22 protein-coding genes and 2 pseudogenes are annotated in these 25598 nt (G+C 36.1%); 19 read left to right on the top strand and 5 right to left on the bottom strand.

From position 1 onward, the window contains the following. Positions 1–102: 102 nt before the first annotated feature. The 10 genes and pseudogenes from ACQKN2_RS05410 to ACQKN2_RS05455 all read left to right on the top strand — a co-directional run bounded on the left by ACQKN2_RS05410 (position 103) and on the right by ACQKN2_RS05455 (position 11746). Complete coding sequence (locus ACQKN2_RS05410; protein ID WP_427414053.1) at positions 103–1146, top strand: aromatic ring-hydroxylating oxygenase subunit alpha; 1044 nt, start codon at positions 103–105, stop codon at positions 1144–1146. Between the two features lie 382 nt (positions 1147–1528). Further along, entirely contained in the window at positions 1529–3001 is a 1473-nt protein-coding gene (locus tag ACQKN2_RS05415) for an aldehyde dehydrogenase family protein (RefSeq protein ID WP_427414054.1), read from the top strand. 94 nt (positions 3002–3095) lie between these two features. Then, positions 3096–3221, top strand: a complete 126-nt coding sequence (locus tag ACQKN2_RS05420; RefSeq protein WP_427414055.1) for a hypothetical protein — start codon at positions 3096–3098, stop codon at positions 3219–3221. Next, a complete protein-coding gene (locus tag ACQKN2_RS05425; protein ID WP_427414056.1) occupies positions 3218–4924 on the top strand; it encodes a thiamine pyrophosphate-binding protein in 1707 nt (568 codons plus the stop codon). Before ACQKN2_RS05420 ends, ACQKN2_RS05425 begins: the two co-directional genes overlap by 4 nt. Positions 4925–5059: 135 nt before the next feature. After that, positions 5060–5368, top strand: a pseudogene (locus ACQKN2_RS05430) (aldehyde dehydrogenase family protein); the annotation flags it as partial. Positions 5369–5458: 90 nt separating this feature from the next. Then, the gene (locus ACQKN2_RS05435) at positions 5459–6634 is read left to right on the top strand and encodes a Glu/Leu/Phe/Val family dehydrogenase (RefSeq protein WP_427414057.1); all 1176 of its coding nucleotides are present in this window, start codon (positions 5459–5461) and stop codon (positions 6632–6634) included. Positions 6635–6721: 87 nt separating this feature from the next. Then, positions 6722–8146: an amino acid permease gene (locus ACQKN2_RS05440; protein ID WP_427414058.1), complete on the top strand. Its 1425-nt coding sequence runs from the start codon at positions 6722–6724 to the stop codon at positions 8144–8146. A gap of 408 nt (positions 8147–8554) precedes the next feature. Continuing rightward, a complete protein-coding gene (locus ACQKN2_RS05445; protein ID WP_427414145.1) occupies positions 8555–9673 on the top strand; it encodes a mandelate racemase/muconate lactonizing enzyme family protein in 1119 nt (372 codons plus the stop codon). 57 nt (positions 9674–9730) lie between these two features. After that, positions 9731–10867 (top strand): amidohydrolase, encoded by a 1137-nt coding sequence (locus ACQKN2_RS05450; protein ID WP_427414059.1) that lies wholly within the window; start codon positions 9731–9733, stop codon positions 10865–10867. Positions 10868–10894: 27 nt separating this feature from the next. Next, the gene (locus ACQKN2_RS05455; protein WP_427414060.1) at positions 10895–11746 is read left to right on the top strand and encodes a GNAT family N-acetyltransferase; all 852 of its coding nucleotides are present in this window, start codon (positions 10895–10897) and stop codon (positions 11744–11746) included. A gap of 271 nt (positions 11747–12017) precedes the next feature. On the opposite strand, the gene ACQKN2_RS05460 is transcribed toward ACQKN2_RS05455, so the two are convergent. Continuing rightward, on the bottom strand, positions 12018–12251 hold the full coding sequence (locus ACQKN2_RS05460; RefSeq protein WP_427414061.1) for a tyrosine-type recombinase/integrase: 234 nt from the start codon (positions 12249–12251) through the stop codon (positions 12018–12020). On the opposite strand from ACQKN2_RS05460, the gene ACQKN2_RS05465 reads away from it, so the two are divergent. Both ACQKN2_RS05465 and ACQKN2_RS05470 read left to right on the top strand, forming a co-directional pair. Continuing rightward, a complete protein-coding gene (locus tag ACQKN2_RS05465) occupies positions 12234–12407 on the top strand; it encodes a hypothetical protein (RefSeq protein WP_427414152.1) in 174 nt (57 codons plus the stop codon). The two genes, ACQKN2_RS05460 and ACQKN2_RS05465, sit on opposite strands and share 18 nt — an antisense overlap. Then, positions 12346–12744: a tetratricopeptide repeat protein gene (locus ACQKN2_RS05470; RefSeq protein ID WP_427414062.1), complete on the top strand. Its 399-nt coding sequence runs from the start codon at positions 12346–12348 to the stop codon at positions 12742–12744. The genes ACQKN2_RS05465 and ACQKN2_RS05470 overlap by 62 nt, the downstream gene beginning before the upstream one ends. A gap of 203 nt (positions 12745–12947) precedes the next feature. On the opposite strand, the gene ACQKN2_RS05475 is transcribed toward ACQKN2_RS05470, so the two are convergent. Then, a complete protein-coding gene (locus ACQKN2_RS05475) occupies positions 12948–13568 on the bottom strand; it encodes a class I SAM-dependent methyltransferase (RefSeq protein WP_427414063.1) in 621 nt (206 codons plus the stop codon). A gap of 611 nt (positions 13569–14179) precedes the next feature. Here ACQKN2_RS05475 and ACQKN2_RS05480 point away from each other — a divergent pair. The 5 genes from ACQKN2_RS05480 (at position 14180) to ACQKN2_RS05500 (ending at position 19709) form a co-directional block, all read left to right on the top strand. Beyond that, positions 14180–14371 (top strand): FadR/GntR family transcriptional regulator, encoded by a 192-nt coding sequence (locus ACQKN2_RS05480; protein ID WP_427414064.1) that lies wholly within the window; start codon positions 14180–14182, stop codon positions 14369–14371. Positions 14372–14849: 478 nt separating this feature from the next. Continuing rightward, positions 14850–15698, top strand: a complete 849-nt coding sequence (accD, locus tag ACQKN2_RS05485) for an acetyl-CoA carboxylase, carboxyltransferase subunit beta (protein WP_134023112.1) — start codon at positions 14850–14852, stop codon at positions 15696–15698. Next, the gene (locus tag ACQKN2_RS05490; protein ID WP_427414065.1) at positions 15691–16647 is read left to right on the top strand and encodes an acetyl-CoA carboxylase carboxyltransferase subunit alpha; all 957 of its coding nucleotides are present in this window, start codon (positions 15691–15693) and stop codon (positions 16645–16647) included. Before accD ends, ACQKN2_RS05490 begins: the two co-directional genes overlap by 8 nt. A 1089-nt stretch (positions 16648–17736) precedes the next feature. Next, positions 17737–18792 (top strand): ankyrin repeat domain-containing protein, encoded by a 1056-nt coding sequence (locus ACQKN2_RS05495; RefSeq protein WP_427414066.1) that lies wholly within the window; start codon positions 17737–17739, stop codon positions 18790–18792. Positions 18793–19517: 725 nt separating this feature from the next. After that, a complete protein-coding gene (locus ACQKN2_RS05500) occupies positions 19518–19709 on the top strand; it encodes a hypothetical protein (RefSeq protein ID WP_427414067.1) in 192 nt (63 codons plus the stop codon). A gap of 255 nt (positions 19710–19964) precedes the next feature. On the opposite strand, the gene ACQKN2_RS05505 is transcribed toward ACQKN2_RS05500, so the two are convergent. Both ACQKN2_RS05505 and ACQKN2_RS05510 read right to left on the bottom strand, forming a co-directional pair. Continuing rightward, positions 19965–20435 carry a hypothetical protein gene (locus tag ACQKN2_RS05505; RefSeq protein ID WP_427414068.1) on the bottom strand — a complete coding sequence of 157 codons (471 nt, stop codon included), beginning with the start codon at positions 20433–20435 and terminating at the stop codon, positions 19965–19967. Positions 20436–20846: 411 nt separating this feature from the next. Continuing rightward, positions 20847–22298 (bottom strand): PLP-dependent aminotransferase family protein, encoded by a 1452-nt coding sequence (locus ACQKN2_RS05510; RefSeq protein ID WP_427414069.1) that lies wholly within the window; start codon positions 22296–22298, stop codon positions 20847–20849. A gap of 140 nt (positions 22299–22438) precedes the next feature. On the opposite strand from ACQKN2_RS05510, the gene ACQKN2_RS05515 reads away from it, so the two are divergent. Beyond that, the gene (locus ACQKN2_RS05515) at positions 22439–23485 is read left to right on the top strand and encodes an ornithine cyclodeaminase family protein (RefSeq protein ID WP_427414070.1); all 1047 of its coding nucleotides are present in this window, start codon (positions 22439–22441) and stop codon (positions 23483–23485) included. Positions 23486–23515: 30 nt separating this feature from the next. Continuing rightward, positions 23516–24385 (top strand): PhzF family phenazine biosynthesis protein, encoded by an 870-nt coding sequence (locus ACQKN2_RS05520; RefSeq protein ID WP_427414071.1) that lies wholly within the window; start codon positions 23516–23518, stop codon positions 24383–24385. A gap of 563 nt (positions 24386–24948) precedes the next feature. Here ACQKN2_RS05520 and ACQKN2_RS05525 read toward each other — a convergent pair. Continuing rightward, positions 24949–25580 (bottom strand): annotated as a pseudogene (locus tag ACQKN2_RS05525) (IS66 family transposase zinc-finger binding domain-containing protein); the annotation flags it as partial. Positions 25581–25598 lie beyond the last annotated feature (18 nt).

Raw genomic sequence — 25598 nt, forward strand, 5'->3', positions numbered from 1 at the left:
CTCTACCTAGATGCTATCGTCTTTTCGAAGTTGGTACAATAATTGCTATATGAGCTATAGATATCAAAATGCATTTTTTATTATAGGGAGGATGAAAGAACAATGACAATCAATACGTTTAGCAACAAAGCAAATGCGACTTTGTCTTACAAAAACTATGTGGAACAACAATACTTTGATGAAGAAAAAGAAAATATCTTTTCTAAAAAGTGGGTCTTCGTTGGCCATATGAGTCAATTAGAAAAAGTAGGCGATTTTTTCACTTTCGAAATTGCTGGAGAATCCATTATTGTTAGCAAAAACAACGATGGGAAAGTAAATGCCTTTTATAACATTTGCCCACACCGCGGTACACGTGTTGAAAAAAGCGCTTCCGGAAACAAAAAAGTATTTCTCTGTTCATACCATGGTTGGTCTTTCAAACTAGACGGAAAAGTAAATCGTGCACCAAATTTTGATAAAGTTAGTTTAGGTGACCATAATTGCATGACATCTATTAAGCTAGAAATTTACCAATCTCTCATTTTTGTAAACTTAGATCCAAACGCTAAGTCGTTTCAATCCGAATATAGTGATTTAGTTGAAAGTCTTAATCAATATAAGTTTTTAAATTCTTTGAAGAGAATCCGAACGACTGAAAGGGTAATCGAAGCAAATTGGAAAGCAGTCGTTGACAATTATTTAGAGTGTGATCATTGTAAATTAGCGCACCCTGCATTTGCCAAAACATTTGATTTGGAAAATTACAATATCGACACATTTAACACATACACTTGTCAATATTCTGAAATGAAACAAGGAGAAGAAGCAGATCCAGCATTTTTCTATTGGGTATGGCCTAACTTAATGATTAGCATTTATCCTGGTGAAGAAGGAAACATAACGACAAGCCAAATACTACCTATCTCGCCAAACCAATCTTTGGCAATTTACAGCTACTATTTTAGTTCCGAGAAAATTACGGATAAACAAGAAGAACTTATTAAATTTGTCGATCAAGTTCGTAAAGAAGACTTTGATCTCGTTGAATTATTGCAAACTGGGCTTCATACAAAGGCTTTTGATAATGGGATTTATTCACCAACTGAGCATGGCATAAAGCATTTCCACAAGCAGTACAAGGAAGCAATGGGCATTTCTGAATAATAATTTAAACTTGCTAATAAAAAGGAAAGTACATCACAAGATGCACTTTCCGTCACTTTCAGTACATTTTAAAAAATGTTATAAATAACAGACTCTTTTAATCATTCCTAAATAATCGTAAAGAGAAAATGTAATGTAACAGGAGAAAACACATAGATGTGAGTATAAAAAACTCAATTGAGTTCTTATCTGTTCGAATACTATAAACCTTTGAATAAGTTATAAACAAAACGTTGAAGTTATGCAGTTTTTAAGAATTATGCAATACGTGCATGCTTATTTAAGCATCGTAAGTTGGAACAAAAGAATACATTGTGTATCGATAGAGTTTTTTGTACTAATAAACATAAATAATATTATAAACAGTTAGGGAGGAAAGCAGATGACAGAACAATTAAAGCTTTATATAAATGGAGAATGGATTGATTCAAGTAATCCTCAACTATTTGATGTAATTAATCCTGCAACTCAAGAAGTGATTGCTAAAGCCCCGAAAGCAACGAAAGAAGAGGTTGAACAAGCGATTAAAATTGCGAAAGCAACTTTTGAAAGTGGTGTTTGGTCTTCAAAAAATCCACAAGAAAGAGCTGCGATATTACTACAAATTGCTGACAAAATGGAAGAACATGCAGCTGAAATTGCTCAGTTAGAAACACAAAATAACGGAAAAGTGTTAAGGGAAGCAGAGGGTGATGTTGCCGACTCAATTAGCGCTTTTCGTTATTATGCAGGCCTTATTCAAAATCAAACAGGTGTAATATATGAAGCAATGGAAGGTTTACAAACGATGATTGTGAAAGAACCAATGGGAGTAGCAGGGTTAATAGTTCCATGGAACTATCCATTGTTAATGGCGGTTTGGAAAGTAGCTCCAGCACTTGCGGCAGGAAACTCAATTATATTAAAGCCGGCTGAAATTACACCGATAACAGCTGTCAAACTGTTTCAGTTAATCGATGAAACAGATTTACCGAAAGGTGTTGCACAATTAATCCTGGGTGGTGGAACCATCGTTGGCCAGACGATTGCTGAAAGTGACGAGGTGGATGTTGTCTCCTTTACAGGAAGCACAGAAGTTGGGCGTAGTATCATGCATGCGGCGACAGGAAACTTGAAAAAAGTATCATTAGAACTTGGCGGGAAATCCCCTAATATTATTTTTGATGATGCTGATTTCGAAACAGCTGTTGACTATGCTTTATTTGGAATCTTTTATGGTAGCGGACAAGTGTGTTCATCTGGTAGTCGAGTGTTAGTGCAAGAGGGAATATACGATAAGTTTGTTGAAGAATACGTAAAACGCGCACAACAAATTAAAGTTGGCCCCGGTCATGATGAAAGCTCAAAAGCGGGTGCAATAGTTAGCGAGAATCATATGAACAGCATTCTTGAATATATCCGTATCGGTCAAGAAGAAGGGGCTACATTGGCCTGCGGTGGTAATCGTATTGAGCGAAATGGGATGGAGAAAGGTTTCTTCATTGAACCAACGGTGTTTACCAATGTAACGAGCGATATGCGAATTGTTAAGGAAGAAATTTTTGGACCAGTTGTTGTGATTCAAAAGTTCAAAGATGAAGAAGAGGCTATTCGTCTCGCAAACGACTCTGATTATGGATTAGCCGGTGCGGTCTTCTCTAGCAACAGTAATAAAGCATTACGCGTCATTCAAAAAGTTCGTTCAGGAATTACATGGGTGAATGCTTATCACCTCACAAACATTCAGGCACCATGGGGTGGCTACAAACATAGTGGAATAGGTCGTAGCATTGGCACATATGGATTGGATGAGTATCAAGAAACAAAACAAATTAATATGAATTTAAACCCTCAACCACTCCATTGGTTTGAGTGATACAAAGACAATATTAGCAAATTGGAGAGATAGAAATAATCAAACCAATGAGAACTAAAGGTTTTGGTAAGCGTTTACACAGGAGAATATGGTAATGACAGATGGTAGTTTAGAAAAATATCAACAAGTTAAAGGCAAATTAAAATTGACAGTCGCAATTAACTTGCAACTTGCCATATCAATAATAAAAAAATATGTAATATTGGGAGGAACACAATGAAGGAACTATTAGAGAAAGTAGCTGAAGAGAAAAGCAAAAATTACCAAGAATACACTGTAGCCGATGCTATTGTAGAAGAATTAGTTGACGCTGGTGTTGAAGTTATATTTGGGATTGTGAGTATTCATAATATGCCGATTTATGATGCGATACTCAGAGATGGGAAAATCCGTATGGCGACATCGCGTGGTGAAAGCGGAGCTGTCAATATGGCAGATGCTTATTCGCGCGCAACTGGAAAACTAGGAGTTGTATTAACAAGCACGGGTGCTGGAGCTGGAAATGGTGCTGGTTCACTAACAGAAACTTGGAACTCTGGTACACCTCTTCTTCACATTACAGGCGAAGCGGATTCAAACTATATTGGAACGGATCAACGATATATTCATGAATGTAAAGATCAATTGAAAATGATGGAAGGTGTGAATAAATCTGCTTTTTTATTGAAACGTCCAAAACTAATTAAACCATTCATGAGAAAAGCAATTAACGATGCAGTAACTGTTCCGACTGGACCAGTTACTGTTCAAATTCCTACTGATTTTCAGGCCATGATTATTCCAGAAAATAATCTAGTTAATCTACAAACTGTTGAAGATATAGAAGTACAAGTTACCTTACCAGAAGGAATTATTGAAAAAATTGCTGTCGCAAGACGCCCAGTGATTTGGGTAGGAGATGGAATTATTCACGCTGGCGCATCAGAAGAGTTAGTAACGCTAGTGAACAAAATTAAAGCAGGTGTAATTACAAGTGAATCAGGAAAAGGTGCAATTCCTGAAGATCACCCATTATGTATTGGAAACTTTGCATGGTTCACACGTGTTGAGAAGCATGTAAGCAAAGCAGACTTACTTATTAGCGTTGGAGTTCGTTTCCGAGGTTCTGAAACAAATGGTTGGTCTACTCCAATTCCGGAGAATCATATTAACATTGACTTGAATCCAGAAGCATTTAACCGTAACTTTGATACACAAGACTTTTTAATTGGTGATGCAAAAGCTGTATTAGCAGCAATTAATAAAGGTATAGCGGATGTAGAAATCACTCGAGATCTAACTTATACAGAAGAGATAAAAGAAGTTCGAGAGGGAGTTCGTGAAGATCTTCGAAGTACAATCGAGCCTTACGGTGAAATTGCTGAAATTATGAACGAGCAACTTCCACATGACACAATTTTAGTAACGGATGTTACAATTCCTGGTTATACTTGGGCGAACAAATTAGTTGATGTACATGAACCAAGAAATTACCTCTACATGACAGGCGGAGGAATTGGTCAAGGTTTACCAATGGCGATCGGTGCTAAAGTGGGTCAACCAGACAAACCAGTAGTACTTATAGCTGGCGATGGCGGGTTTATGGTAAATGCTGGTGAGATGATTACAGCTGTACATGAAGATGCGCCAATAATTGTTCTGTTATTTGATGATGGAGGTTACGGTATCTTGAAGTATTATCAAGAGGCTGCTTATGGCAGAAAAACTGCTGTTGATTTGAAAAACCCAGACTTTGTTATGATGGCAAAATCTATGGGGTATGAAGCGGAAAAAGTAACTTCTGTGGAAGAGTTTGAAAAGGGATTAGCGAATGCTTTAGCTAGCAAAAAATCTTACATGGTTGTTGTTGATGTTGAGGCAGTTGGAATTCTTAATTATAAAGATTCCAATGAATATATCCGCTCTTTCCGTCCGCACAAATAAGCAAACAAAATGATGGGCATATAGAGATCGTTTTCTATATATGGCTGTCTCCTTTTGCAAAGAATTGAACACTATGTGACCAAAAGTAATGAGATAATCAAGGGGGATCCCAAATAACGCAGCGATATAAACTCTATTCGTCTTGCAAACGACAATGATTATGGTTTAGCTGGTGCGGTCTTCTCTAACAACAGTAATAAAGCATTACGTGTCAATCAGAAAGTACGTTCAGGAATTACATGGGTGGATACTTATCACCTCACAAACATTCAGGCACCATGTGGCGGCTATAAACATAGTGGAATAGGTCGTAGTATTTACACTTATGGACTGGATGAGTATCAAGAAACTAAACAAATTAATATGAATTACGATACAAACGCTACGCTGGGATTATCGACACTAGGACATCTTGGACGTTGGAAATCGTCCGCCAAAGCGTAATTTTGAAAGTTCCGAAGCTCTATTTGTTGTGGAAATTAACTTTGTTAAAATGCAGAATCTATTCTATATTTCGACTTAGGAGGAGTATACATGTCTACAAAACCATATTTAATTGTTGAATGGAACGACACGGAAACAGATGCAAAAGGATGGATGGTTGTACACAACTTTGTAAAGGGTTACACAGGTGGCGGTACAAGAATGCACCCATCCGTTACAAGAGAGGAAGTTGAGCGTCTTGCAGAAGCGATGGCGTATAAATATGTAGCAAGTGAATCAGAAACTACTGGAGGTTGTAAAGGTGGTATTGCCTATGATTATAAAGCTCCAGATGCTTTTGAAGTATTAAGGAGATATATAATTGCTATGCTACCGTATATTGACAACGGTGTTTCTTTAGGAAGTGACCTTGGTACGAAATATAATGATATACTGAAAATCTTTCGTGAATTTGGGATAGAAATTCCTCTTACCCAATCTATGAAAAGTGATCCAGCTGTTTTAAAAGGGATAAAAGATTACGATGATTTATTACTTCAAAAAATTGATGGATTGTATATGAATGATGTAGTAACAGGTTATGGCGTTGCATTCTCTGCTGACGAAGCTTGGAACTATAAAGATGGTGGAGAAGGTGCAAGAGTTGTTATTCAAGGATTCGGCTGCGTTGGTGCAAGTTGTGCGTTAAAACTATCTCAACTAGGGTATAAAGTTGTAGGAATTTCTGATGCGAATCTATTTGTCACTAGCGAAGATGGATTAGATGTTCAAAAGTTAATTAATCATAAGAATGAGTTCGGTGAAATGGATCAAAATTATTTTGAAAATGACTATGTAGTACGTCCAAACTCAGAATGGCTTGATGTAGATTGTGATATTTTAATTCCATGTGCGCTAGAAGATGTTATTCATAAATCTAATGCTAATCAAGTAAAAGCAAGCCTAGTTGTTGAAGCAGCAAACATCCCGATTTCTGCTGAAGGAGACGAAATCATCAAGGAGAAAGCTATTGATATTGTAATTGATTTCGTAGCAAACCTCGGTGCAATTAGAGCTTACGATGCTGTTATTTTTGGATTAGTAGAACCAAACCCACAAGCAGTAATTGATGATATTGAAAAGCTTTGCCGTAAAAATGTTCGCACTCTCTTTACCGAAGCTAAAAAGCAAGGCAGATATCAAAGAGATGTTGCATATGAAATTTTTAAACCGGCGAAAAGTGATTCAATGGAATATGTTTCACCAAATCTAACTGTAGTTTATTAAATTTGATAGACAGGAGATGCAAAACGCATCTTCCGTCCGTTTTCATTGTAGTCCTACGAGTTAAATTAACTGAAAAGGGTGAATATTATGAAAAAGAAGTTTAATAGCCAGCCGAAAGAATTACAACGGTCGATGAAAAGTAGACACTTATTTATGATCTCCGTCGGTGGAGTTATGGGTACTGGTTTCTTCCTAGGTACAGGTTATGCTATTGGTGAAGCAGGTCCATTGGGAGCTATGGCAGCTTACTTATTTGGTGGACTCGTTATGTATCTCGTTATGGTTTGTCTTGGTGAGTTGTCAGTAATTATGCCAGTGTCTGGTTCGTTCCAAAGCCATGCGGAAAAATTTATTGGACCAGCAACTGGATTTATGATTGGTTGGACGTACTGGCTCAGCTGGGCGATATATTTAGGTTTGGAGTTCGTAGCAGCTGGACTATTGATGGCTAGATGGTTCCCAGATGTTCCAATATGGATTTGGTGTCTTGTATTCTCGACATTATTATTTGGAATTAACGCATTAACAACTAGAGCATTTGCTGAAATGGAGTATTGGTTTACGGCGATTAAAGTACTTACAGTAATCGCATTTATTATAATCGGTGGAGCAGCTATTTTTGGTATCGTACCAATCCAAGGTCAAGAAGCTCCATTCTTCTCAAACTTTACAAGTGCTGGTTTAATGCCTACTGGATTTATCGGGATATTTGCTTCAATGATGACAGTTGTATACGCTTTCATGGGGTCGGAAGTTGTTGGAGTAGCAGCTGGAGAAACTGAAAACCCAGAAAGGAACGTCCCATTAGCGATTCGTACAATTATTATACGTATTGTACTTTTTTATGTACTTGCAAACTTTGTACTATCTGCAATTGTTCCTTGGAAAGAAGCAGGAATTCTTGAGAGTCCATTCGTCACAGTGTTTGATATGGTAGGTATTCCATATGCTGCTGATATTATGAACTTTGTTATTTTAACAGCAATTCTTTCTGTAGGTAACACGGGTATGTTTGCTTGTGCGAGAATTTTGTTCTCTTTATCACAGAGTGGTCAAGCTCCACAGATGTTTGGAAAAGTGAACAAGCGTGGAGTACCAATGAATGCTCTTACTATTACATTAATCTTTGCTTACGTATCTCTATTGTCAAGTGTAGTGGCTAAAGAAACATTATTCATATTATTATTAGCGATTAGTGGTGTTGGTGGAATTGTCACTTGGATAGTGATTGCTTATTCGCAAATAAGATTCCGTAGGCAATATGTCGCTACTGGTGGTAAAGTTGAAGACTTAACATATCGCGTCCCACTTTTTCCATTAATTCCAATTGTATGTATAACTTTGTGTTTGGTTTTAGTAGTCATGACAGCATTTGATCCTACTCAACGTATTTCGTTATTTATTGGATTTGGTTTTATAGCGCTTTGCTATATCTTCTATCACTTTAAATTTACACGAAAAAAAGAAGTGCCAGTTTCATTAGCTGAAAATGGTGGTGATTTAGCAAGATAATTCATTTTAACTTCATTCAGCAGGTGTTCAATCGCCGGCTGAACGAAGATAAAGCATCCGGCAGATGTCACAGATTATGAAAGGAGTCAATTGCGCGAGCGCATTTCAAAACTTGGACGCACTTATGCCGAGGCATAAGTGATTTCAGGGAAGGCCAGTAAACCGTTCTGGCCAATCCCTTGTACTAATAAACATACATGATTGATAAACAGTTAGGGAGGAAAACGGACGACAGAACAATTAAAGCTATACATAAATGGTGAAAGCATTGATTCGAGTAATCCGTAACCATTTGATGTAATTCATTCAGCGAATCAAGAAGTGACTGCTAAAGTTCCAAAAGCGTCTAAATTCATACTGTAAATGAAAAAAATATTAATAACGAATTAAAAGGATGAGAATAGAATGATGAAGATTAAACAAGTAGATTTATTTGCAATTGAATTGCAGCTGAATAATCCTTTTGTAGTTAGTTATGGCGGATATAATAGTATTCAATCTATTATTGTTAAAATTACAATTGATAATGGATTAGTTGGTTATGGTGAAGCAGTACCTGATATTTATGTAACTGGGGAAACATTAGAAAGCACATATAATATTCTAGCTCATACGTTAGCACCAATTATTATTGATGAGAATCCACTTAATATTGAGCGGATTCACGACCTTATGGACGAGACAATTTTTGGTGTTCCAACCGCAAAAGCTGCAATTGATATTGCTTGTTATGATGTGGCAGGAAAAAGTGTAGGTTTACCAGTGTATATGTTAATTGGTGGTCGTTATCGTGAAAGTATGCCAATTACCCATGTTTTAAGTATTGATACACCAGAAAATATGGCGGATGAGGCAGCACAATGTGTAGAAGCTGGATATCGTTCTTTAAAGTTAAAAGTTGGTACAGAGCCATTAGAAGATGTTAAAAAAATCAAAGCAGTTCGTGAGCGAGTTGCGGAAGACATTGCCATTCGAGTTGATGTGAATCAAGGTTGGAAAAATAGTGCGACAGCCCTACAAATCCTTGATAAATTAGCAGGACTCTCTATCGATTGGATTGAGCAACCTGTAACAGCAATTGATATAGATGGAATGGTTGAAATTAAAAGCAAATCGACTATACCAATGATGATAGATGAAGGTCTGCATAGTAGTGTAGAGATGCGCCAAATCATTTCGAAGCGAGCAGCTGATAAAGTGAATATCAAATTAATGAAATGTGGTGGTATATATCCTGCAGTAAAATTAGCTCATATGGCAGAAATGGCAGGAATCGAATGTCAAATTGGATCAATGGTAGAGTCATCAATTGGATCTGCAGCAGGATTTCATGTTGCATTTTCAAAGAAGATCATAACAAGTGCCGAACTAACCGGACCATTAAAATTTGAAAAAGATGTTGGTGATTTACAATACGACATTCCGATTATTAAGCTTAATGAACGACCTGGATTAGGCATTGATGTAAATGAAGATATTTTACAAGAGCTAACAGTATATTCTGAAAGTATTAGAAGGAAAAGTTAATTTAGAGATTCATCTACTTAAATAAATGTATGTTATTGATTAATTAAGGAGCTAATAATGAGCAATTTAAACCCAATCGATTTTATTAGTGATAACCAAGGGAATATTATCCAGACATATCGTGACTTACACGCTCTTGCAGAACCTAGTTGGGGAGAAAAGGAAACTTCAGCTTATTTGATTGCAAAGCTTCAAGCGGCTGGATTTACTGTACAAACTTTTTCAGGACATTACGGATTCATTGTAGAAATTGAAGGTAACACAAGTAATGTTGTTGGACTAAGGGCAGATATGGACGCTCTTGTTCAAGAAGTTGATCATGTTGTTCGTGCAAACCATTCTTGCGGACATGATGCTCACAGCACAATGGTGTTACATACAGCGTTAGCATTAAAACAAGCTGGTATTCGTCCAGAAAAAACGATTCGATTTATTTTTCAACCAGCGGAGGAGACTGGAGAAGGTGCTAAGCGGTTTATGGAAGCTGGGATTTTGAATGATATTGAGATGTTATTTGGCATCCATTTACGTCCAACTTTCGAAGTTCCTTATGGAAAAGCTGCACCAGCTATTGTCCATGGTGCCTCTGTAACTACGGTTGGTGTTATTTATGGCTTGCAGGCGCACGCAGCGCGTCCAGAGAATGGAAGTAATGTGATTGAGGCTGCGTCTTTATTAATCCAAGTGTTGCACGGGATTAGACTTCAAGTAGGTTGTTCTTTTTCTGTTAAAATGACACAGCTTCATTCAGGGGAAAGTGCAAATACTATTCCAGGAAAAGCTTCATTTACGTTAGATTTACGTGCTCAATCAAATGAAGGTATGACTGAGTTGCAAGAGAAAACAGCGAAAGTTCTTGAATCAGTAGGGAATTTAACGAATACTCAAATTAATTATGAATTTCAAGGGTTTGTACCCGCAGCTGCACTCAATGAGAAGATGATTGAAATAGCAAAAAAATCCATTGCGGATATATGTGGACCTGAACATCTCGTAGAACCTTGTATTACACGTGGAGGAGAGGATTTCCACTTCTATACAATGAAGCATCCGCATATTGCTGCAACGATGATTGGATTAGGGTGTGGTTTAGAGCCAGGCTTACATCATCCACAAATGTCTTTTCAAATTGATGCACTCAATTACGGTACAAAAATTTTAACAGTATGTTTATTAAATGCTGCAAAAATATAAATTGAAAAGAGAAAGGAAAACAAGTATATGGGTCAGTTCGAAAACCTTTCACTTACAATCCGCCCTATCCATGATGTGAAGGAGTTTGTTGAGGTAAGTGAATTAGAAAAAATCATTTGGCAATCAGATGATCCGGTTCCCGTTGCCCATGCAGTTACATCGGTAGATAATGGTGGAATGGTAATTGGAGCATTTTTAAACGATAAAATTATTGGATTTCAATATAGCTTTGCTGGCTTTAATGGAATCAATACTTATTTATGTTCCTATTTACTTGGGGTGCATCCAGAATATCGCATTAGTGGAATTGGTGAACAATTAAAACTTGCTCAGTGTAAAGAAGCTTTAAAAATTGGTTATGATTTAGTTACTTGGACGTATGATCCATTAGAAACAGTGAATGCCAATTTAAATATTAAAAAGCTTGGTGGAGTTTGCTCTACTTATATTGAGAACTATTATGGGGAAATGAAAGATAGTCTCAATTCTGGTATTCCGTCCGATCGCTTTTATGTTGACTGGTGGATTCAAAGTGATCACGTAAAAGATAAAGTTGATAGAGTTTATGGGAAGCTCCCTAAATATCAAGAAGATTTGGCAGTTATCAGAGTGAAAGAAAGGGAGAATGAATATCCAGTTCCTGAGGAAGTGAATACAAATTTAACTGTTGATTATAAAATATTATTTGTTCCAGTACCTGGTGAATTCCAGAAAATTAAAGAGAAAGACTTTGATCTTGCTTTAGAGTGGCGTTTGCAAACAAGGAAAGTGTTTACTCATTACTTTAAAGCTGGCTGGCAAGTAAGTGATTTTATTAAAAGTGAACGCGAAGAAAATTTTAGTCCTGTTTACTATTATGTTTTAACAAAAAGAGGCTAGGACAAAACTTGGCAAATTGGACCTGGATGGAACCAAGAATATCTTTTTTGCCCATCGATGGCTTGGCTTTACGGTATAACTCTGGCAGTGTTAACCGTTGTCCTTGATATTGATAACGTTTTTTCAACTGCTTCATCATAACAATGACAAATAAAAAACCTTTGAGATAAATGTCTTAAAAAGTGAAAAGCTATTAATAGAGCAGCGATTTCCTGAAGGATTTAGGGAAGTAGAAAATAATCAGTTATTCAAGGATTTCCATAAAGCAATGTTAAGAATCTACGATGAATCTAATCCAACCAATACTTTCATGGTCAAGGAGTTCTTGAAGCGTTCGTAAGTCAACGTTTTCTTTATTTTGTTGCAACATCAGTGTTGCAACTGTATGACGCAAGTGATGCAACGTGAAGCGGGTAGGTACTGACGGATAAATTTGATACGATTTTAAAGAAGCTTTATAGAGTGCTTGAAGCGGGATTAAGTTTGGATGAAGGGGCAAGATCAAAGCGAATTAGTTGAGCCAAATGTGATTACTTATTCTTCCTTTGACGGACTTGAAATAGAGTCTTTATTTTTCAAAGCTAAAAAGGAAAATGATAATGGTGAAATCATCTTTTGGCCGCATGGTGGTCCGAAAGCTACAGAGCGTAAATTTTCATAATCGTGTACCATTAAAAGATATTAAAAATCTAAACAATTGGGAGAAAGGCTTTGATAAAGGTTTTCCTTATTACGAAGAAGGTGATAAAGAACGCAAATCCGGCAACATTATTGGAGCTATAGAACTATTCGATAAAGCACGTTTTAACGGGTATAATGCACCTGCGCTTTATAGTTCTTATGCGAAGGCTTATCGTAAATTAAAAGATTATGATAATGAAATTGCTATTCTTGATGAAGCAATCGAGCGCTTAAAATCTGAAGTAGGTAATAATGAAACGCGAATTATGGAATTTAATGAGCGACGTACAAAAGCGATAGCTTTAAAATGTAAGTAACTATAATACTAAACACTCACTTGGATTTAACAAACTATACTATTTTAGTATCCTATAGGTGTTTTCATTACTGATTGATAATAGATAGTGTGACGCATTTAATTGTTAATCCAACAATTTTTATTAGAGGTGTATGTTTGACAATAAGTGCAGTTTCTAATAATAGGCATAGTGCTTGTGCAGCTGTGCCTATTATTTAGTAGTTAAGAAAGTTTAATTACTTCAATATATCTATACATTTCGTTTAACATTATGGGTTCATCTTTTATAATTTTGAGTCTTCGTTCATTTTGGTTAAACAATCCCTCAAAACTTTTTCCAATATCAGTTCCTAATATGCTTATAAATGGTCTAAACAGTTTTTTTGTTAGAGTTATTTTTTGATTTTTAGGAGCAAATTTATCAAAGATCAGAATCCTTCCATCATTTTTTAAAACTCTTATCATCTCTCCAAAGCATTTATTTTCATCAGGAACAACAGAGAGAATTAAACTTGCTACAATATAGTCAAATGATTCATCATCAAACGCCATTTTTTGAGCATCCATTTCCAAGAAATTGATAGGAGAGTGTTTGAATTTACTTTTAGCTACATTTAGCATGTCAGGAGAATAATCAATTGCTGTTATATCATAATCAACGTAATCAATTAATTCTAAATCAGCTCCTGTACCAATGCCTACATATAAGATTTTTTGTTTGCTCTGAAAAGGTACTTCTTGAAAAATCCTCATTCTAGTCTTTAAAAAAGTACCTGTGTTAAAAAAATTATCGTAGAAGGAAGAGCCAATTTTGTAAATAATCTTGTTCCACTTATTATTCAATATGTCATCCTACCTTTCAACAGAGCATTAAAGCATATAAACTCCTAAAATCCTGTGAACCCTCCGAAAATAGGAGTGACCCATGCAATTAATATATCCACTGCTAACATTTTAGAGCCTGCAGCTTTGTAATGTTACGTTTTTTTCTTTAGTTCTTCTACCGATTAAGGTCCCTTTACTAAAAAAGGACTCTCAGGCTTAAGAATTAAGTTTGTAGCTACCCAGCTAATGTCATCATTATCCCTATTTAAATAGCGACTCACTTGACTAGAAGATGAATTGCTTTACATTGAGGGAACGCTTAAAAAGCGCTTTGGTAGACCTCAAGTGAAAGTAAAACATGCACTAACGACGAAAAGAATATGAAATTGAAGGAAATTCATAAATTTTTATCCAGTTTTTTATTTACTTTTAAATAACTATTTTGTAAGATAGATGAAAATACAAAAGTGGTCAGACCACTTTTGTATTTATTCAGTAAGAGCCACCATCCTCTAAAAGTAGTGGATTTCGTTTCCTTATAGCAAGTATCCAAACACCTACTGAAAGAAGATAAAGCCTTTGGACGCATGTTTATCTGTGCGAAAGCGATAGAACGAGGAGTTGATCGTATGGATAAAAATACCGAACAAAAGAAAGTGTTTTTAGATATCGTCCAACAATTACGACAACTTATTAAATTGGAAGAAATACATGCTGGAGAAAAACTACCTTCCGAACGAGTTCTTTCAGAGCGTCTAGGTGTCGCGCGATCCTCTGTGAGGGAGGCATTGCGAAGCTTAGAGATTGTTAGGTCTTATTGAAACGAAACAAGGGATAGGTATGTTTCTAGCTTCTACACATATGCATCAGCTCGTAGAAATACCTGTCAATGTTTATGTTAGAAGCTGAAAAATCGAAAAAAGATGTCGAATTAACGCGACAAATTCATGAAAAGGAAGCCATTCGCGTAATAAGTTGTACAGAGACTCTGCGAATACTACCTGTGTGTGACAGTTTTTTGTAAGGCTAGAAATTGAAGGTACGATTAATTGTCAAGATGTATTACGAGAAATAATCATCATGGCGGGAAATCGTCTTTCACTAAAAATTAAAATCTGGTTTCAGTTAGCGGCTTATGATGGTGAGCGTGTAAATCAAAGCTCAACAGAAGAAGAAAAAATAATCATTTAAACTATGTAGAAATCGATGCAGCTTGGCTGTGAAAAAGAAGCTTTGCAAGCTTACGAGCAGTGGATGATAACTTTACTAAGGATGTAAACAACAAAGGGGGAGACGAACATGGCAATACGTAGCTTATTTAGTAAAAAGAAAGAGGACGGACAGGAAAAGGGATTTCCTGAAGGACTTATGACAAAATGTCCAGAATGCCGTCACATTCAGTTAACAAAGGAATTAGAAAAAAATCATAAAGTGTGTACAAAATGCGATCATCATTTCAAAATGACTGCACGGGAGCGCGTAGCATATTTCTTAGATGAAGGTTCATTTGTTTCAATGGATGATCATTTACAAACAAGTAATCCACTTAATTTCCCTGATTATATAGAAAAAATTTCAGTGGCTAAACAACAAACGGGATTAAGCGATGCTGTACTAACTGGGTTAGGTACTCTTGATGGAGAAGAAATTGTTTTAGCAATTATGGATTCTCATTTCCGTATGGGCTCAATGGGTTCAGTTGTAGGAGAAAAAATCACACGTGCCGTTGAAAAAGCTATTAAATTACGTGTACCGGTTATTATCTTTTCTACTAGTGGTGGAGCACGCATGCAAGAAGGTATTCTATCATTAATGCAAATGGTAAAAACGAGTGCGGCATTAAAACATCATAGTGAAGAAGGACTACTGTTTATTTCTATCATGACGCATCCTACATACGGTGGCGTTTCGGCAAGCTTTGCTTCTATTGGAGATATTAATATTGCTGAACCAAAAGCATTGATTGGCTTTGCTGGTCGCCGTGTAATAGAAGAAACATTAAGAGAAAAACTACCAAACGATTTCCAAAAGTCAGAATTTTTACTAGAGCATGGTCAGCTTGATGCAATTTTCCATCGAAAAGATTTACGAAACCAAGTAGCAATGCTTGTAAAAATGCATACGAAAGGAGGCATGCGACATGTCTAAAAATTTAGCTTTTGAAGAACCAGTAGTACAATTACGTGAAAAAATTGATGAGTTAAAAACAATTGCTACCGAAGCGAATGTAGATATCACAGGCGAAATCGAAAAGCTTGAAACACGCCTTACTCAGCTAGAACAATCCATTTATACCAATATGAGACCATGGGATCGTGTACAGGTTGCTAGACATCCTGAACGTCCAACAACATTACAATATATAGAAGCTATGTGTGAAAATTTTATAGAATTACATGGAGACCGTTCGTTTGGTGATGATGCGGCTATTCTTGGAGGAATCGCTCTCTTTGAAGGACAGCCCATAACAATTGTTGGACACCAGCGCGGAAAATCAACTAAAGAAAATATTCGCCGAAATTTTGGTATGCCACACCCAGAAGGATATCGTAAGGCATTACGCTTAATGAAGCAGGCTGAGAAATTTAAGCGCCCAATTATTTGTTTTATTGATACGAAAGGTGCCTATCCAGGTAAGGCAGCCGAGGAACGCGGCCCAAGTGAAGCCATTGCCAGAACTCTTGCTGAAATGACGATTCTAACAGTACCAGTTATTAGTATTGTTATTGGAGAAGGCGGAAGTGGTGGTGCAATTGCATTAGGGGTAGCTAATCGCGTTTTTATGTTAGAGAACTCAACGTATTCGGTTATCTCGCCTGAAGGTGCTGCATCGATCTTATGGCGAGATGGTAGTCTAGGGAAGCAAGCAGCAGAAGCAATGCGTATAACAGCTCCTGACTTAAAAGAGCTCGACGTTATTGATGGAATAATTCCTGAAATAACTGGTGGAGCACACCGTAATGTTGCAAAGCAAGCAATTTATATAAAAGAATGTATAAGCGTCACACTAAAAGCATTGAATTCTTTAAATGGCGAACAATTAATTGAGGATCGTTATGAGAAATTCAGAAAGATTGGACAATATACAGAAGCTTAAATTCATTTTTAGGTTTTTGACATGTGAATTTGCTCGTAAAGAGATAAAAATAGTTTCTTAAATAAAACAATAGCCTAATGATGGAAGAATAAAGGGTTGTAGTTTGTAAAAAAGATTGATCATATAAAATAAAGTTCGATAATTTGTGATATAGTTTGATAAAAATAACTTCGCATTTAAATAAAACCCACGCATTTTGATCAAACTTTCAAAATGCGTGGGTTTCTTCTATTATAAAATCAACGTTTGCAGCAAACTTTTAATCAAACTTTATTCCAAACCAACACTACTGTGCATAGCTGTGGAACAATACGAGCACATGGAGAAGAAATATTAAGACAGCCGGAAAAATGTGCGTTGTCTGGACATTCTTGTCCTTTTTATTTTTTGAAATGTAAGTTTGTCTGGACATTCTTGTCCAAAAAGTAGGGAATTATATTATGTCCGGACATTCTTGTCCAAGATGTCTGTAGATTCTTGTCCATATATATGTCCTTGTACATATGGGTAGTTGATGAATCAAGCCCTCCTCCACGCCAAATAATTTTAGTTTACATAATATAAATACCTTAGTCACAACTTTCTAGTTATCGGATGTTTCCTATAATTTATCGTTCAAAAGGGGATTATTCGTTTAAATAATGCTAATTATCGTTTAATGTAGATTTGTCCAATATTCATAAGAATTATTCATAAGAGTGAACAAATAAGCTGGTTGATACTATATCTTAACAAAGGATAAAAAATTGATATGGAGTATTTCTCCTTATCAACTTTTTTATTATCATGAAATGATTTTGTGGATAGTTTAGTCAAATTAGTTGGTAGCAACATCAAAGAAAAAGATTTTGGGAGGTAAATTTTTTGTTTGCTCGATCACTTCAATGCTTGGATTACCAAAAGCGTAATATCCATCTTCTTTATAGTCATTTTCCCAAAACGGTTACTTAAGTATAACCTCTTTTCTTAATTAACTGTAAACTCACTTAGCAAAGAAATCATAACATGGTAAAATATAGATTGGTATATATATGATAAATAACGTAATGAACTATATTCAAAAATCTAATGTTAGGAGCGAAAATACATATGGCGAGGAAGAGAAAAACGTTACCGAAAAATTTTAATGAACTAATTGAAGCAGGTGATATTGCGGCACTACAAGAGGTATTTACAAAGTGCGAGCTAGATGCATATGGTGGTTATAGTAAAACAACAGCCTTAAGCTTTTTCAATGTACCGGATGAATTGGTTCGCTGGCTCGTGGAACAGGGGGCAAATATAAATGCGAGAGACAATTACAAAAGTTCGGCTTTACATAATCAGGCAATAAGTTGGCGGGGGAATATTGAATTGCTTCTTGAGTTAGGTGCAGATATAGAAGCCTTGGATTATCAAAACGAAACACCTTTATTTGCTGCGGCTGCTTTTTTTAAACCAAATGCAGTGCGCACATTGGTCTCTAAAGGCGCAAATATTAGCGCGGTAAATATGATGAATGAGACGCCTTTGGACAAAGCTTTAGCAGTATGTAGAAATATAAATATTGTTGATCTAGTGGAAGTTTCTGAGATTTTTCTGAGCGCCAGTATAGCTGTAACGCCGGAAATGAAAAATTCTATTAAGCGAATTGGAAAAGACTTTGAATTTCATAGAGAAGGTTTTAATAAAGAATATTTGAACGAAACGGATGAGGCACTTTCCCGTCTTTATGAGCTATTTGATGTTCCACCAGTAGAGAAGCGAAAAACGCATGATGGTACGTCTCCAATAACAGTATGTACAAAGGGCTGGCAGGCTCAACATAATGAACTTTGGGATTTACTAATTCCCTCGCAAGGTCATGCGCAAACTGTACAAGGAGAGGTTATTCGTATTACTGGTAAAGTCTCATACGAAATTTTAGATAACGGCGGCATCAACTGGGATAATGATTTTCGTAAAATGCTCAAAAGTTTGAACCGTTACATTAGCTTAGGTACGCCATTACATCCCGCTGCACTTCAGGAGTCTATCACTTTAGCGAAAGAACTTCACAATGGCGATGGAGATGAGGAACCTGCAAGACTATGCGAGTTGGCAGTGCAATGGGTACTTAGCAATCCGAATCCGATTATTTTAGAACAGCCCGAATATAAGCGCTAACATATTTAACGAATCTAATATGCATTTTTATAAACAATACTATCCCCTTTTCTAAGCACTTAACGGTTAAGAAAAGGGGGTAGTATGCCGTAAGTGATGCAACGTGAAGAGGGTAGGTGGGAGGCCTACCTTTTTTGATACTATATCTTAACAAAAGATAAAAAGATGATATGGAGTATTTCTCCTTATCAATTTTTTTATTAGCATGAAATGATTTTGTGGATGGTTTGGTCAAATTAGTTGGTAGCAACATCAAATTTAAATTTCGATAATAAGTTGAGTATGATCTTGCAAAATTAAATAGAAGACAAAGTGAAACCGAAATACGGATAGTATTATATATTGCTTATGAGTTATTTAATACATACAAATATTATAGGAATAAGGAAAAGCTGTAGTCTATAGTTGTAGAAAATCAATGAGGTGTTCATCCTGGATTATGTAAAATAAGGAAACGCGAAATACTTTTATTGTGCTCTGTGAGAGCGATCGAGATGGGCAACGGTACGTGTTACTGAATCTCGATACATTTCATAGCGTTAAAGAACAGTAAAGTAAAGAACCTGTTAAGGATTTGGAAATAGCTGAGAAAGAATCTCCTAGAGTAGAAAATCAATGAGAGATTGAAACAAGTGATGGTATGCTAGCTATTGGTGATTCTTTAATGATAGATATTACTTCAAGCTTACAAGAAATAGATCCTATCATTACAATTGATGCAAAAATTGAGCGCTGTAATGATATTAGATGAAGGCACTACTGAATTAAAGTGTTCAGTAGGTTTACCGAAGAATGTAAAAATTGATGATACTTTGATTCAACATATAGTTGATGATTCTATTAGGAATGTTTCTGAAACAGAAAACGTAACAATTGAAAATACAAAAATAATAATCGAGAAACTAACAGACATATAAGTATAGTCGCTATATGAGATTAATGAGGTGGTAATGAGGAAAAAAATCTGCTGAACATATTATTGGATTGATGATGGTATCTTCTGGTGTTGGCTTCATTAATTCGACCATCATATTAATGATGTGACGTGGCGTACTGAACCAAGCCCACCAACACCAATGTGTTGCTCACTGTTGGTAAAGAAAGTTTAATAGTTGAGATGCATTAGTAAAGATTCTTTTACCTGATGAACTATCGTGCCTGTTAGCGTAAGACTACATGCCATTATTACATAATAGGCAACCATGACAAGATAGAAGAACTTTATGGTTCGAACATTTTGGGAAACCAATAGGTATTGTAGGTTCCTCATCTGACTCGTCTGTAACCCAGTAAGTGTAATAACTCTCATCTACAAATTCTTCATAAAAATTAGTTATTAATAAACATAAATGATTTAAATTCCTTACTACCATGTACTCATTTGGGGTGTAATTTAAATCTTTCCATCTGCATTTATTAATTGCACCATCAATAACAGACAACAAAAATCTCTTTAGCTCGATTAAATCCATTTTCGTCCAAGGCATCTCACTAATGCTAAAACCCACAGTTCCAATACCTACAACTGATTGATCTCTTTGATTCAACCAAACGATAAACTCTTTCTCTCTGGCTGTTACTGCTAAGTCTGACCCACTTAATGCTAGTACATCGAGAAGCACATTAGTGGCGCCATTGGACATAGAGAGTGACTCAACAATTTTTTCATCGCAATTGTCACATAAAGTTATTGTGTTTCCCATGTAAATGATCACCTCGTCACTATTACGTACAAATTATACCACGTTATACTGCTCGTTAGAGTTATTTGAATTGGAGTTACGGATACTGTCATAAGCGTAATTAACTAAAGTTGAACAAACCCACAAGATAACCCCGTTCTAAATTAGAACGGGGTTATTAACATTAGTGCATTGTACTTGAAAATGAATTGTTGAACTATCCGGAAACGTTAGTTTATTGGTTTTTTAGAAAATTAGATAGATTAATGATTCAAAACTTCAGGAACTAGAGGAGTTGATGATGCTTTCGAATCTCATACAGTGGTTATTCAATACTCATTTTTATACCATATTTAAATCTCTATATGAAACTTAAAAAATTTGTTCTGCTACCAATTCTGAAAGAGTTTTAATTCCATAGTCAATTTCATTTAAGGATGCATAAGAATAAGAAATTCTTAAATATTGATCAGAGTGAAACTCATACAAATCGCCAGGGTGAACAAGTATTTTCCGACTTAAGGCTTTAGTAAAAAGCTGGTACATGGATATACCTTCATTTAACTTAAGCCAGATGAAATATCCGCCCCTAGGGATATTCCATGTACCGATGCCGGTAAAATATTTCTTTAATGCTTCAAGAGCAACATCTCTTCGGATCTTAACATTTTTCCTCATTATTTCGTTATGCTGATAATAAAGACCACTAGAGAATAGTTCTGTGGTTACATTCTGGGAGAGTGAGCTGGTTCCATAATCAGTTTGCATTTTTATATCTGCCAATCTTTCAATGACTTTTTCTGATCCGACAATCCATCCAATCCTGAGACCAGGACTTAAATTCTTCGATAATCCACCAATATATAATACAAGTCCATTGTTATCAATTGCCTTTATTGGCTGTGGAGGTTGTTCATCAAACCAAAGCTCCCTATATACATCATCCTCGATAATAGGCAAACGTTCCCTATCACATGCATCAACAAGCGTTTTTCTTCTTTCAAGTGACATGACACTCCCGGTAGGATTTTGAAAAGTAGGTATTGTAAAAAGCATTGCTCCTTTTCTCCGCCTATGTCGATCAACCAATTCTTTTATTTCTATACCTTCTTCATCCAGCTTAATTCCCGAAGGCTGCATTCCGAACGATTGAAAGGTTCTAAGAGAGTATAGGTAGGATGGCTTTTCAACATATACTACTGAGTTCGTGTGCAAAAGGCCAAGGGAAATAAGCTGCAGTGCCTGCAAAACACCAGAGGTAATCAAAACTGAGGATGGATCAGCTTCTATTCCTATTGTTTTAAGGTATGTGCATACCTCTCTTCTTAGATGGATATTTCCTTTTGGTTCTTCATAGCCCAGCGATGCCATAGACTTAGACAGTTTTTTTAGTACGCCCTGAATCATTTTGTTAGGTATTAAATCAGGGGAAGGTTCGCAGGACCCCATTCGGATGATATCAGGTTGGAATTCAGCCTGATTGATCAGCTGCATTATATTTTGATTTGTTTGATGTAATCCCGAAGATATATAGGGAAGCCAATTATGTGAATGATTAATGGACATTAATGTCCATGTATTGTTTATTACTTTTGTACCTCCACCAGCATTACCGCTAATAAGGCCTTCAGCTGCCAGCTCTTCAAGGGCAGATACTACGGTACTTCTGTTTACACAGAAAATTTCAGAAAGTGTCCGCTGACTTGGCAATTTGAAACCAACTGGCCATTCTCCAGTTGCTATTTTATCTTTTATGAAGTTAACAATCTGTATATTCAATCTAGTAGGATTATTTCTATCAGGTCTCCAGTTTATATCTAACATGAAATTCCTCCAAAATCATAGTACTTTTAACTTATCATTTGGTTGGTTAAATAACAACCAAGAATGGTTGGAGACTTTTTGTTGTTGTTCAAATACAATTTCATTAACAGATATAAAAATTTTAAAGGAGAATGATAACTATGGTACCAATAAGAATTCTAAGTGATAATGATGTTAAGAACATTCTTGATATCAAGAATACAGTAGCATGTGTAGAAAAAGCCTATGCGCTTAAAGCCAACAATCAGGTGAGACTATTCTCCATGGTATCTGAGGTGATTTTTGAGGGTAGGGCAGAAATGGATATTAAATCCGGGATGCTTAATGAAGAAGATGTATTTGGATTAAAACTCGTTTCATGGTTTGGTGATAATAAAAATCAAGGGCTTCCAGCTATAACTGGGCTGACTATGTTATTTGATTTGAAGAATGGGTTTCCTAAGGCAGTGATCAACGCAAGTTATTTGACAGGAATGCGTACTGGAGCAGCAGGTTCAATAGGCGTGAAACACCTGTCAAAACAAGATTCAAAAACACTAATGATTGTAGGTACAGGAGTTCAGGCGATTTTTCAAATAGCAGCCACTCTATCTCAAGTTCAGACAATCAACAAGGTATTTATATATGACCCCGTAAAATATGAAAATGCATCAAAATTCCAGTATTCAATAAAGACGGAACTAGATAAAATCATAAATGATATCAACGATACTAATAATAAGAGCTGGAAACAACGAATTGAGTCAGTTCAGTTTCTAGCTGTAGAAAATCCAGTGAAAGCTTTGGAAGGAACCGATGCAGTAATTTCGATAACGCCTTCGCGAAAACCACTGATTTTTAAAGAGTGGATTAAGCCAGGCATACATTTCAGCTGTGTGGGGGCAGACATGACTGGAAAACAGGAAATAGATGAAAAGATCTTTGAGGTAGCTTCTGTATATGTAGATGATATTACACAAGCATCGACAGTCGGAGAAACACAAAGTGCTATAAGGGCTGGTATATTAGGCAAAAACAATTTGACTGAAATCGGACAATTCATACTTGGAAATGCGAAAGGACGTACAAGTGAGGAAGAAATTACGATTTTTGATAGTACTGGCATAGCATTGCAGGATCTTGCAGTTTCAAAATATATTGTATCAAAAGCAGAAGAAATGAATGTTGGGACAATCGTGCAAATATAAAATCGATATACAATTTGGAGGAATCATATTATGAAGTTAAAAGTTTATACATTAAATTCATTTGCAAAATCCATTGAGGGAGGGAACCCTGCCGGAGTGGTACTTAGCGCTGAATATCTATCAGATGAGGACATGAAAAAAATAGCAGGTATCATCGGTTTTAGTGAGACTGCTTTTGTCATGAAGTCAGACCTTGCTGACTTCAAGGTTAGATTCTTTACACCTAATGAAGAGGTTGATCTTTGTGGCCATGCAACGATAGCAGCGTTCTATACACTTTCAAGCCAAGGATATATTAAACCAGGAAAATATTCTCAAGAAACAAAGGCTGGAATTTTAAATGTAGAAGTAATGGAAGACCTATCAATTATGATGGATCAAAATGCTCCAAGCTATTATGAAATAATAGACAAGGAGGAAATTGCAGATTCCTTAAATATTACTATAGATGAAATGTTGAGGGATCTACCAGTGCAAATTGTATCTACTGGCCTTAGGGATATACTTATACCGATTAGAAACTTAGATATATTAAATTCTATAAAGCCAGATTTTGAAAAAGTAAGAAATATCAGCAGTAAATATAATACCATTGGTTATCATATTTTTACCCTTGAATCACTAAAGGGTTCAAATGCTCACTGTAGAAATTTGGCACCTTTATATGGAATTCCAGAAGAATCTGCAACTGGTACATCCAATGGTGCCCTTTCATGTTATCTATATAAATATGGTAAAATCAAACCTGAACATGTTATTAATATATCTGTTGAGCAAGGTTACTCTATGAAAAAACCTTCAGAAATAGTTATAGCGTTAACCACTCAAGGGAAAGAAATTATTGAGGTAAAGGTGGGCGGAAAAGCATTGAATTTATCTGAAACAGAGGTTGAAATATAATTGTAGAATATAAATTTCTAATGTTAGTGAAAGCTAACAGTCTTTTTATAATTGACTTTGTAGTATAGATTTTGGGTAGATAAAAGTAGTCCGAAACTATTTGCCTCAAGCGTCCAAGACTAATTGTCCTTCTACAAAACATTAGTTCATTGTTGAAAAGAAAGTAGATAATCATAAGTGTCAACATCATTTTTAATTTGTCTGTACATTCTTGTCCATATACAATTACGGGTAGTGGACGTCCAAGCCCTCCTCCACGCCAAATATTTTTAGTTTACATAATATAAATACCTTAGTCACAACTTTCAAGTTATCGGATGGTTCCTATAATTTATCGTTCAAAAGGGGATTATTCGTTTAAATAATGCTAATTATCGTTTAATTAGATTTGTCCAATATTCATAAAAAATATTCATAAGAGTGACAAGCTTAGCAGGTGGTTGTTACTATATCTATCATAGGATAAAAAGTTAATTTGGAGTATTTCTCCTTAACAATTTTCTTTTAAGGGGGACAGGGACACTTTACGGAGTACTCACACGTATGAAAAAGCACGGTCTTATTTCATTGCTGGCACGGAACACCCAGTTTGATAAGTTCTTATCATTCGTAAGCAGGACATATCGTTCCCAACGGTAAAGAGGCAAGTATTGGATGAACTTATCATAGCTGAGTTTTGCTAGAACGGTAGGTCCCGCAATGCTTCGCTGAATGGCAGCTTGTGGGGCTTTCCCACGTTTCATTTGTGCTTTTTGTGTGGCATCCATTTTGCAGTGCTTGCACTCGTAGGTATGTTCAATATGCTGAATGCGCATCATTTTTGCCGGAATGAATTTTGCCTCTTCACGCGCAATAGTTGTACCGGCTTCGGTCATTGGGCCAAGGCAACAGTCGCATTGTGTATTGGTGGGATGATGGTGAATTTCTTCTATTTCAATCCCATCATGAAAAGAATCATTCCGTTTTTTTGTAATTTACGGTTAACAGTATAAGTGACCGTCGCTGAGCTTTGTTCTTCTGTGTGCTCAGATTCGTTAAAAGACGGATCGTCATCGAATAAAGAGCCTTGTCCGTCTGGCCCTTGATACTTTGATTTTTCCGATTTCGAACCATATAAAGCCTTGGTTAATTGGCGAACTTGTTCAGTCAATGCTTCGATTTGTCGATTTGACTGAGCTAATTGTTGCTCAAGCATTCGAATTAATCGTTAATT

Origin of the sequence: Lysinibacillus sp. NPDC093688 (assembly GCF_050280145.1) — a bacterium.
Classification (GTDB): domain Bacteria; phylum Bacillota; class Bacilli; order Bacillales_A; family Planococcaceae; genus Lysinibacillus; species Lysinibacillus xylanilyticus_B.

What these genes read in the sequence shown, in the direction of transcription:
- ACQKN2_RS05490 (WP_427414065.1), top strand. Translation starts at nt 15,691, where the DNA reads ATGTCTAAAAATTTAGCTTTTGAAGAACCAGTAGTACAATTACGTGAA.
- ACQKN2_RS05480 (WP_427414064.1), top strand. Translation starts at nt 14,180, where the DNA reads ATGGATAAAAATACCGAACAAAAGAAAGTGTTTTTAGATATCGTCCAA.
- ACQKN2_RS05510 (WP_427414069.1), bottom strand. Translation starts at nt 22,298, where the DNA reads ATGTTAGATATAAACTGGAGACCTGATAGAAATAATCCTACTAGATTG.
- ACQKN2_RS05505 (WP_427414068.1), bottom strand. Translation starts at nt 20,435, where the DNA reads ATGTCCAATGGCGCCACTAATGTGCTTCTCGATGTACTAGCATTAAGT.
- accD (WP_134023112.1), top strand. Translation starts at nt 14,850, where the DNA reads ATGGCAATACGTAGCTTATTTAGTAAAAAGAAAGAGGACGGACAGGAA.
- ACQKN2_RS05450 (WP_427414059.1), top strand. Translation starts at nt 9,731, where the DNA reads ATGAGCAATTTAAACCCAATCGATTTTATTAGTGATAACCAAGGGAAT.
- ACQKN2_RS05455 (WP_427414060.1), top strand. Translation starts at nt 10,895, where the DNA reads ATGGGTCAGTTCGAAAACCTTTCACTTACAATCCGCCCTATCCATGAT.
- ACQKN2_RS05515 (WP_427414070.1), top strand. Translation starts at nt 22,439, where the DNA reads ATGGTACCAATAAGAATTCTAAGTGATAATGATGTTAAGAACATTCTT.
- ACQKN2_RS05440 (WP_427414058.1), top strand. Translation starts at nt 6,722, where the DNA reads ATGAAAAAGAAGTTTAATAGCCAGCCGAAAGAATTACAACGGTCGATG.
- ACQKN2_RS05465 (WP_427414152.1), top strand. Translation starts at nt 12,234, where the DNA reads ATGAAGGGGCAAGATCAAAGCGAATTAGTTGAGCCAAATGTGATTACT.
- ACQKN2_RS05425 (WP_427414056.1), top strand. Translation starts at nt 3,218, where the DNA reads ATGAAGGAACTATTAGAGAAAGTAGCTGAAGAGAAAAGCAAAAATTAC.
- ACQKN2_RS05435 (WP_427414057.1), top strand. Translation starts at nt 5,459, where the DNA reads ATGTCTACAAAACCATATTTAATTGTTGAATGGAACGACACGGAAACA.
- ACQKN2_RS05470 (WP_427414062.1), top strand. Translation starts at nt 12,346, where the DNA reads ATGGTGAAATCATCTTTTGGCCGCATGGTGGTCCGAAAGCTACAGAGC.
- ACQKN2_RS05415 (WP_427414054.1), top strand. Translation starts at nt 1,529, where the DNA reads ATGACAGAACAATTAAAGCTTTATATAAATGGAGAATGGATTGATTCA.
- ACQKN2_RS05495 (WP_427414066.1), top strand. Translation starts at nt 17,737, where the DNA reads ATGGCGAGGAAGAGAAAAACGTTACCGAAAAATTTTAATGAACTAATT.
- ACQKN2_RS05420 (WP_427414055.1), top strand. Translation starts at nt 3,096, where the DNA reads ATGACAGATGGTAGTTTAGAAAAATATCAACAAGTTAAAGGCAAATTA.
- ACQKN2_RS05410 (WP_427414053.1), top strand. Translation starts at nt 103, where the DNA reads ATGACAATCAATACGTTTAGCAACAAAGCAAATGCGACTTTGTCTTAC.
- ACQKN2_RS05445 (WP_427414145.1), top strand. Translation starts at nt 8,555, where the DNA reads ATGAAGATTAAACAAGTAGATTTATTTGCAATTGAATTGCAGCTGAAT.
- ACQKN2_RS05520 (WP_427414071.1), top strand. Translation starts at nt 23,516, where the DNA reads ATGAAGTTAAAAGTTTATACATTAAATTCATTTGCAAAATCCATTGAG.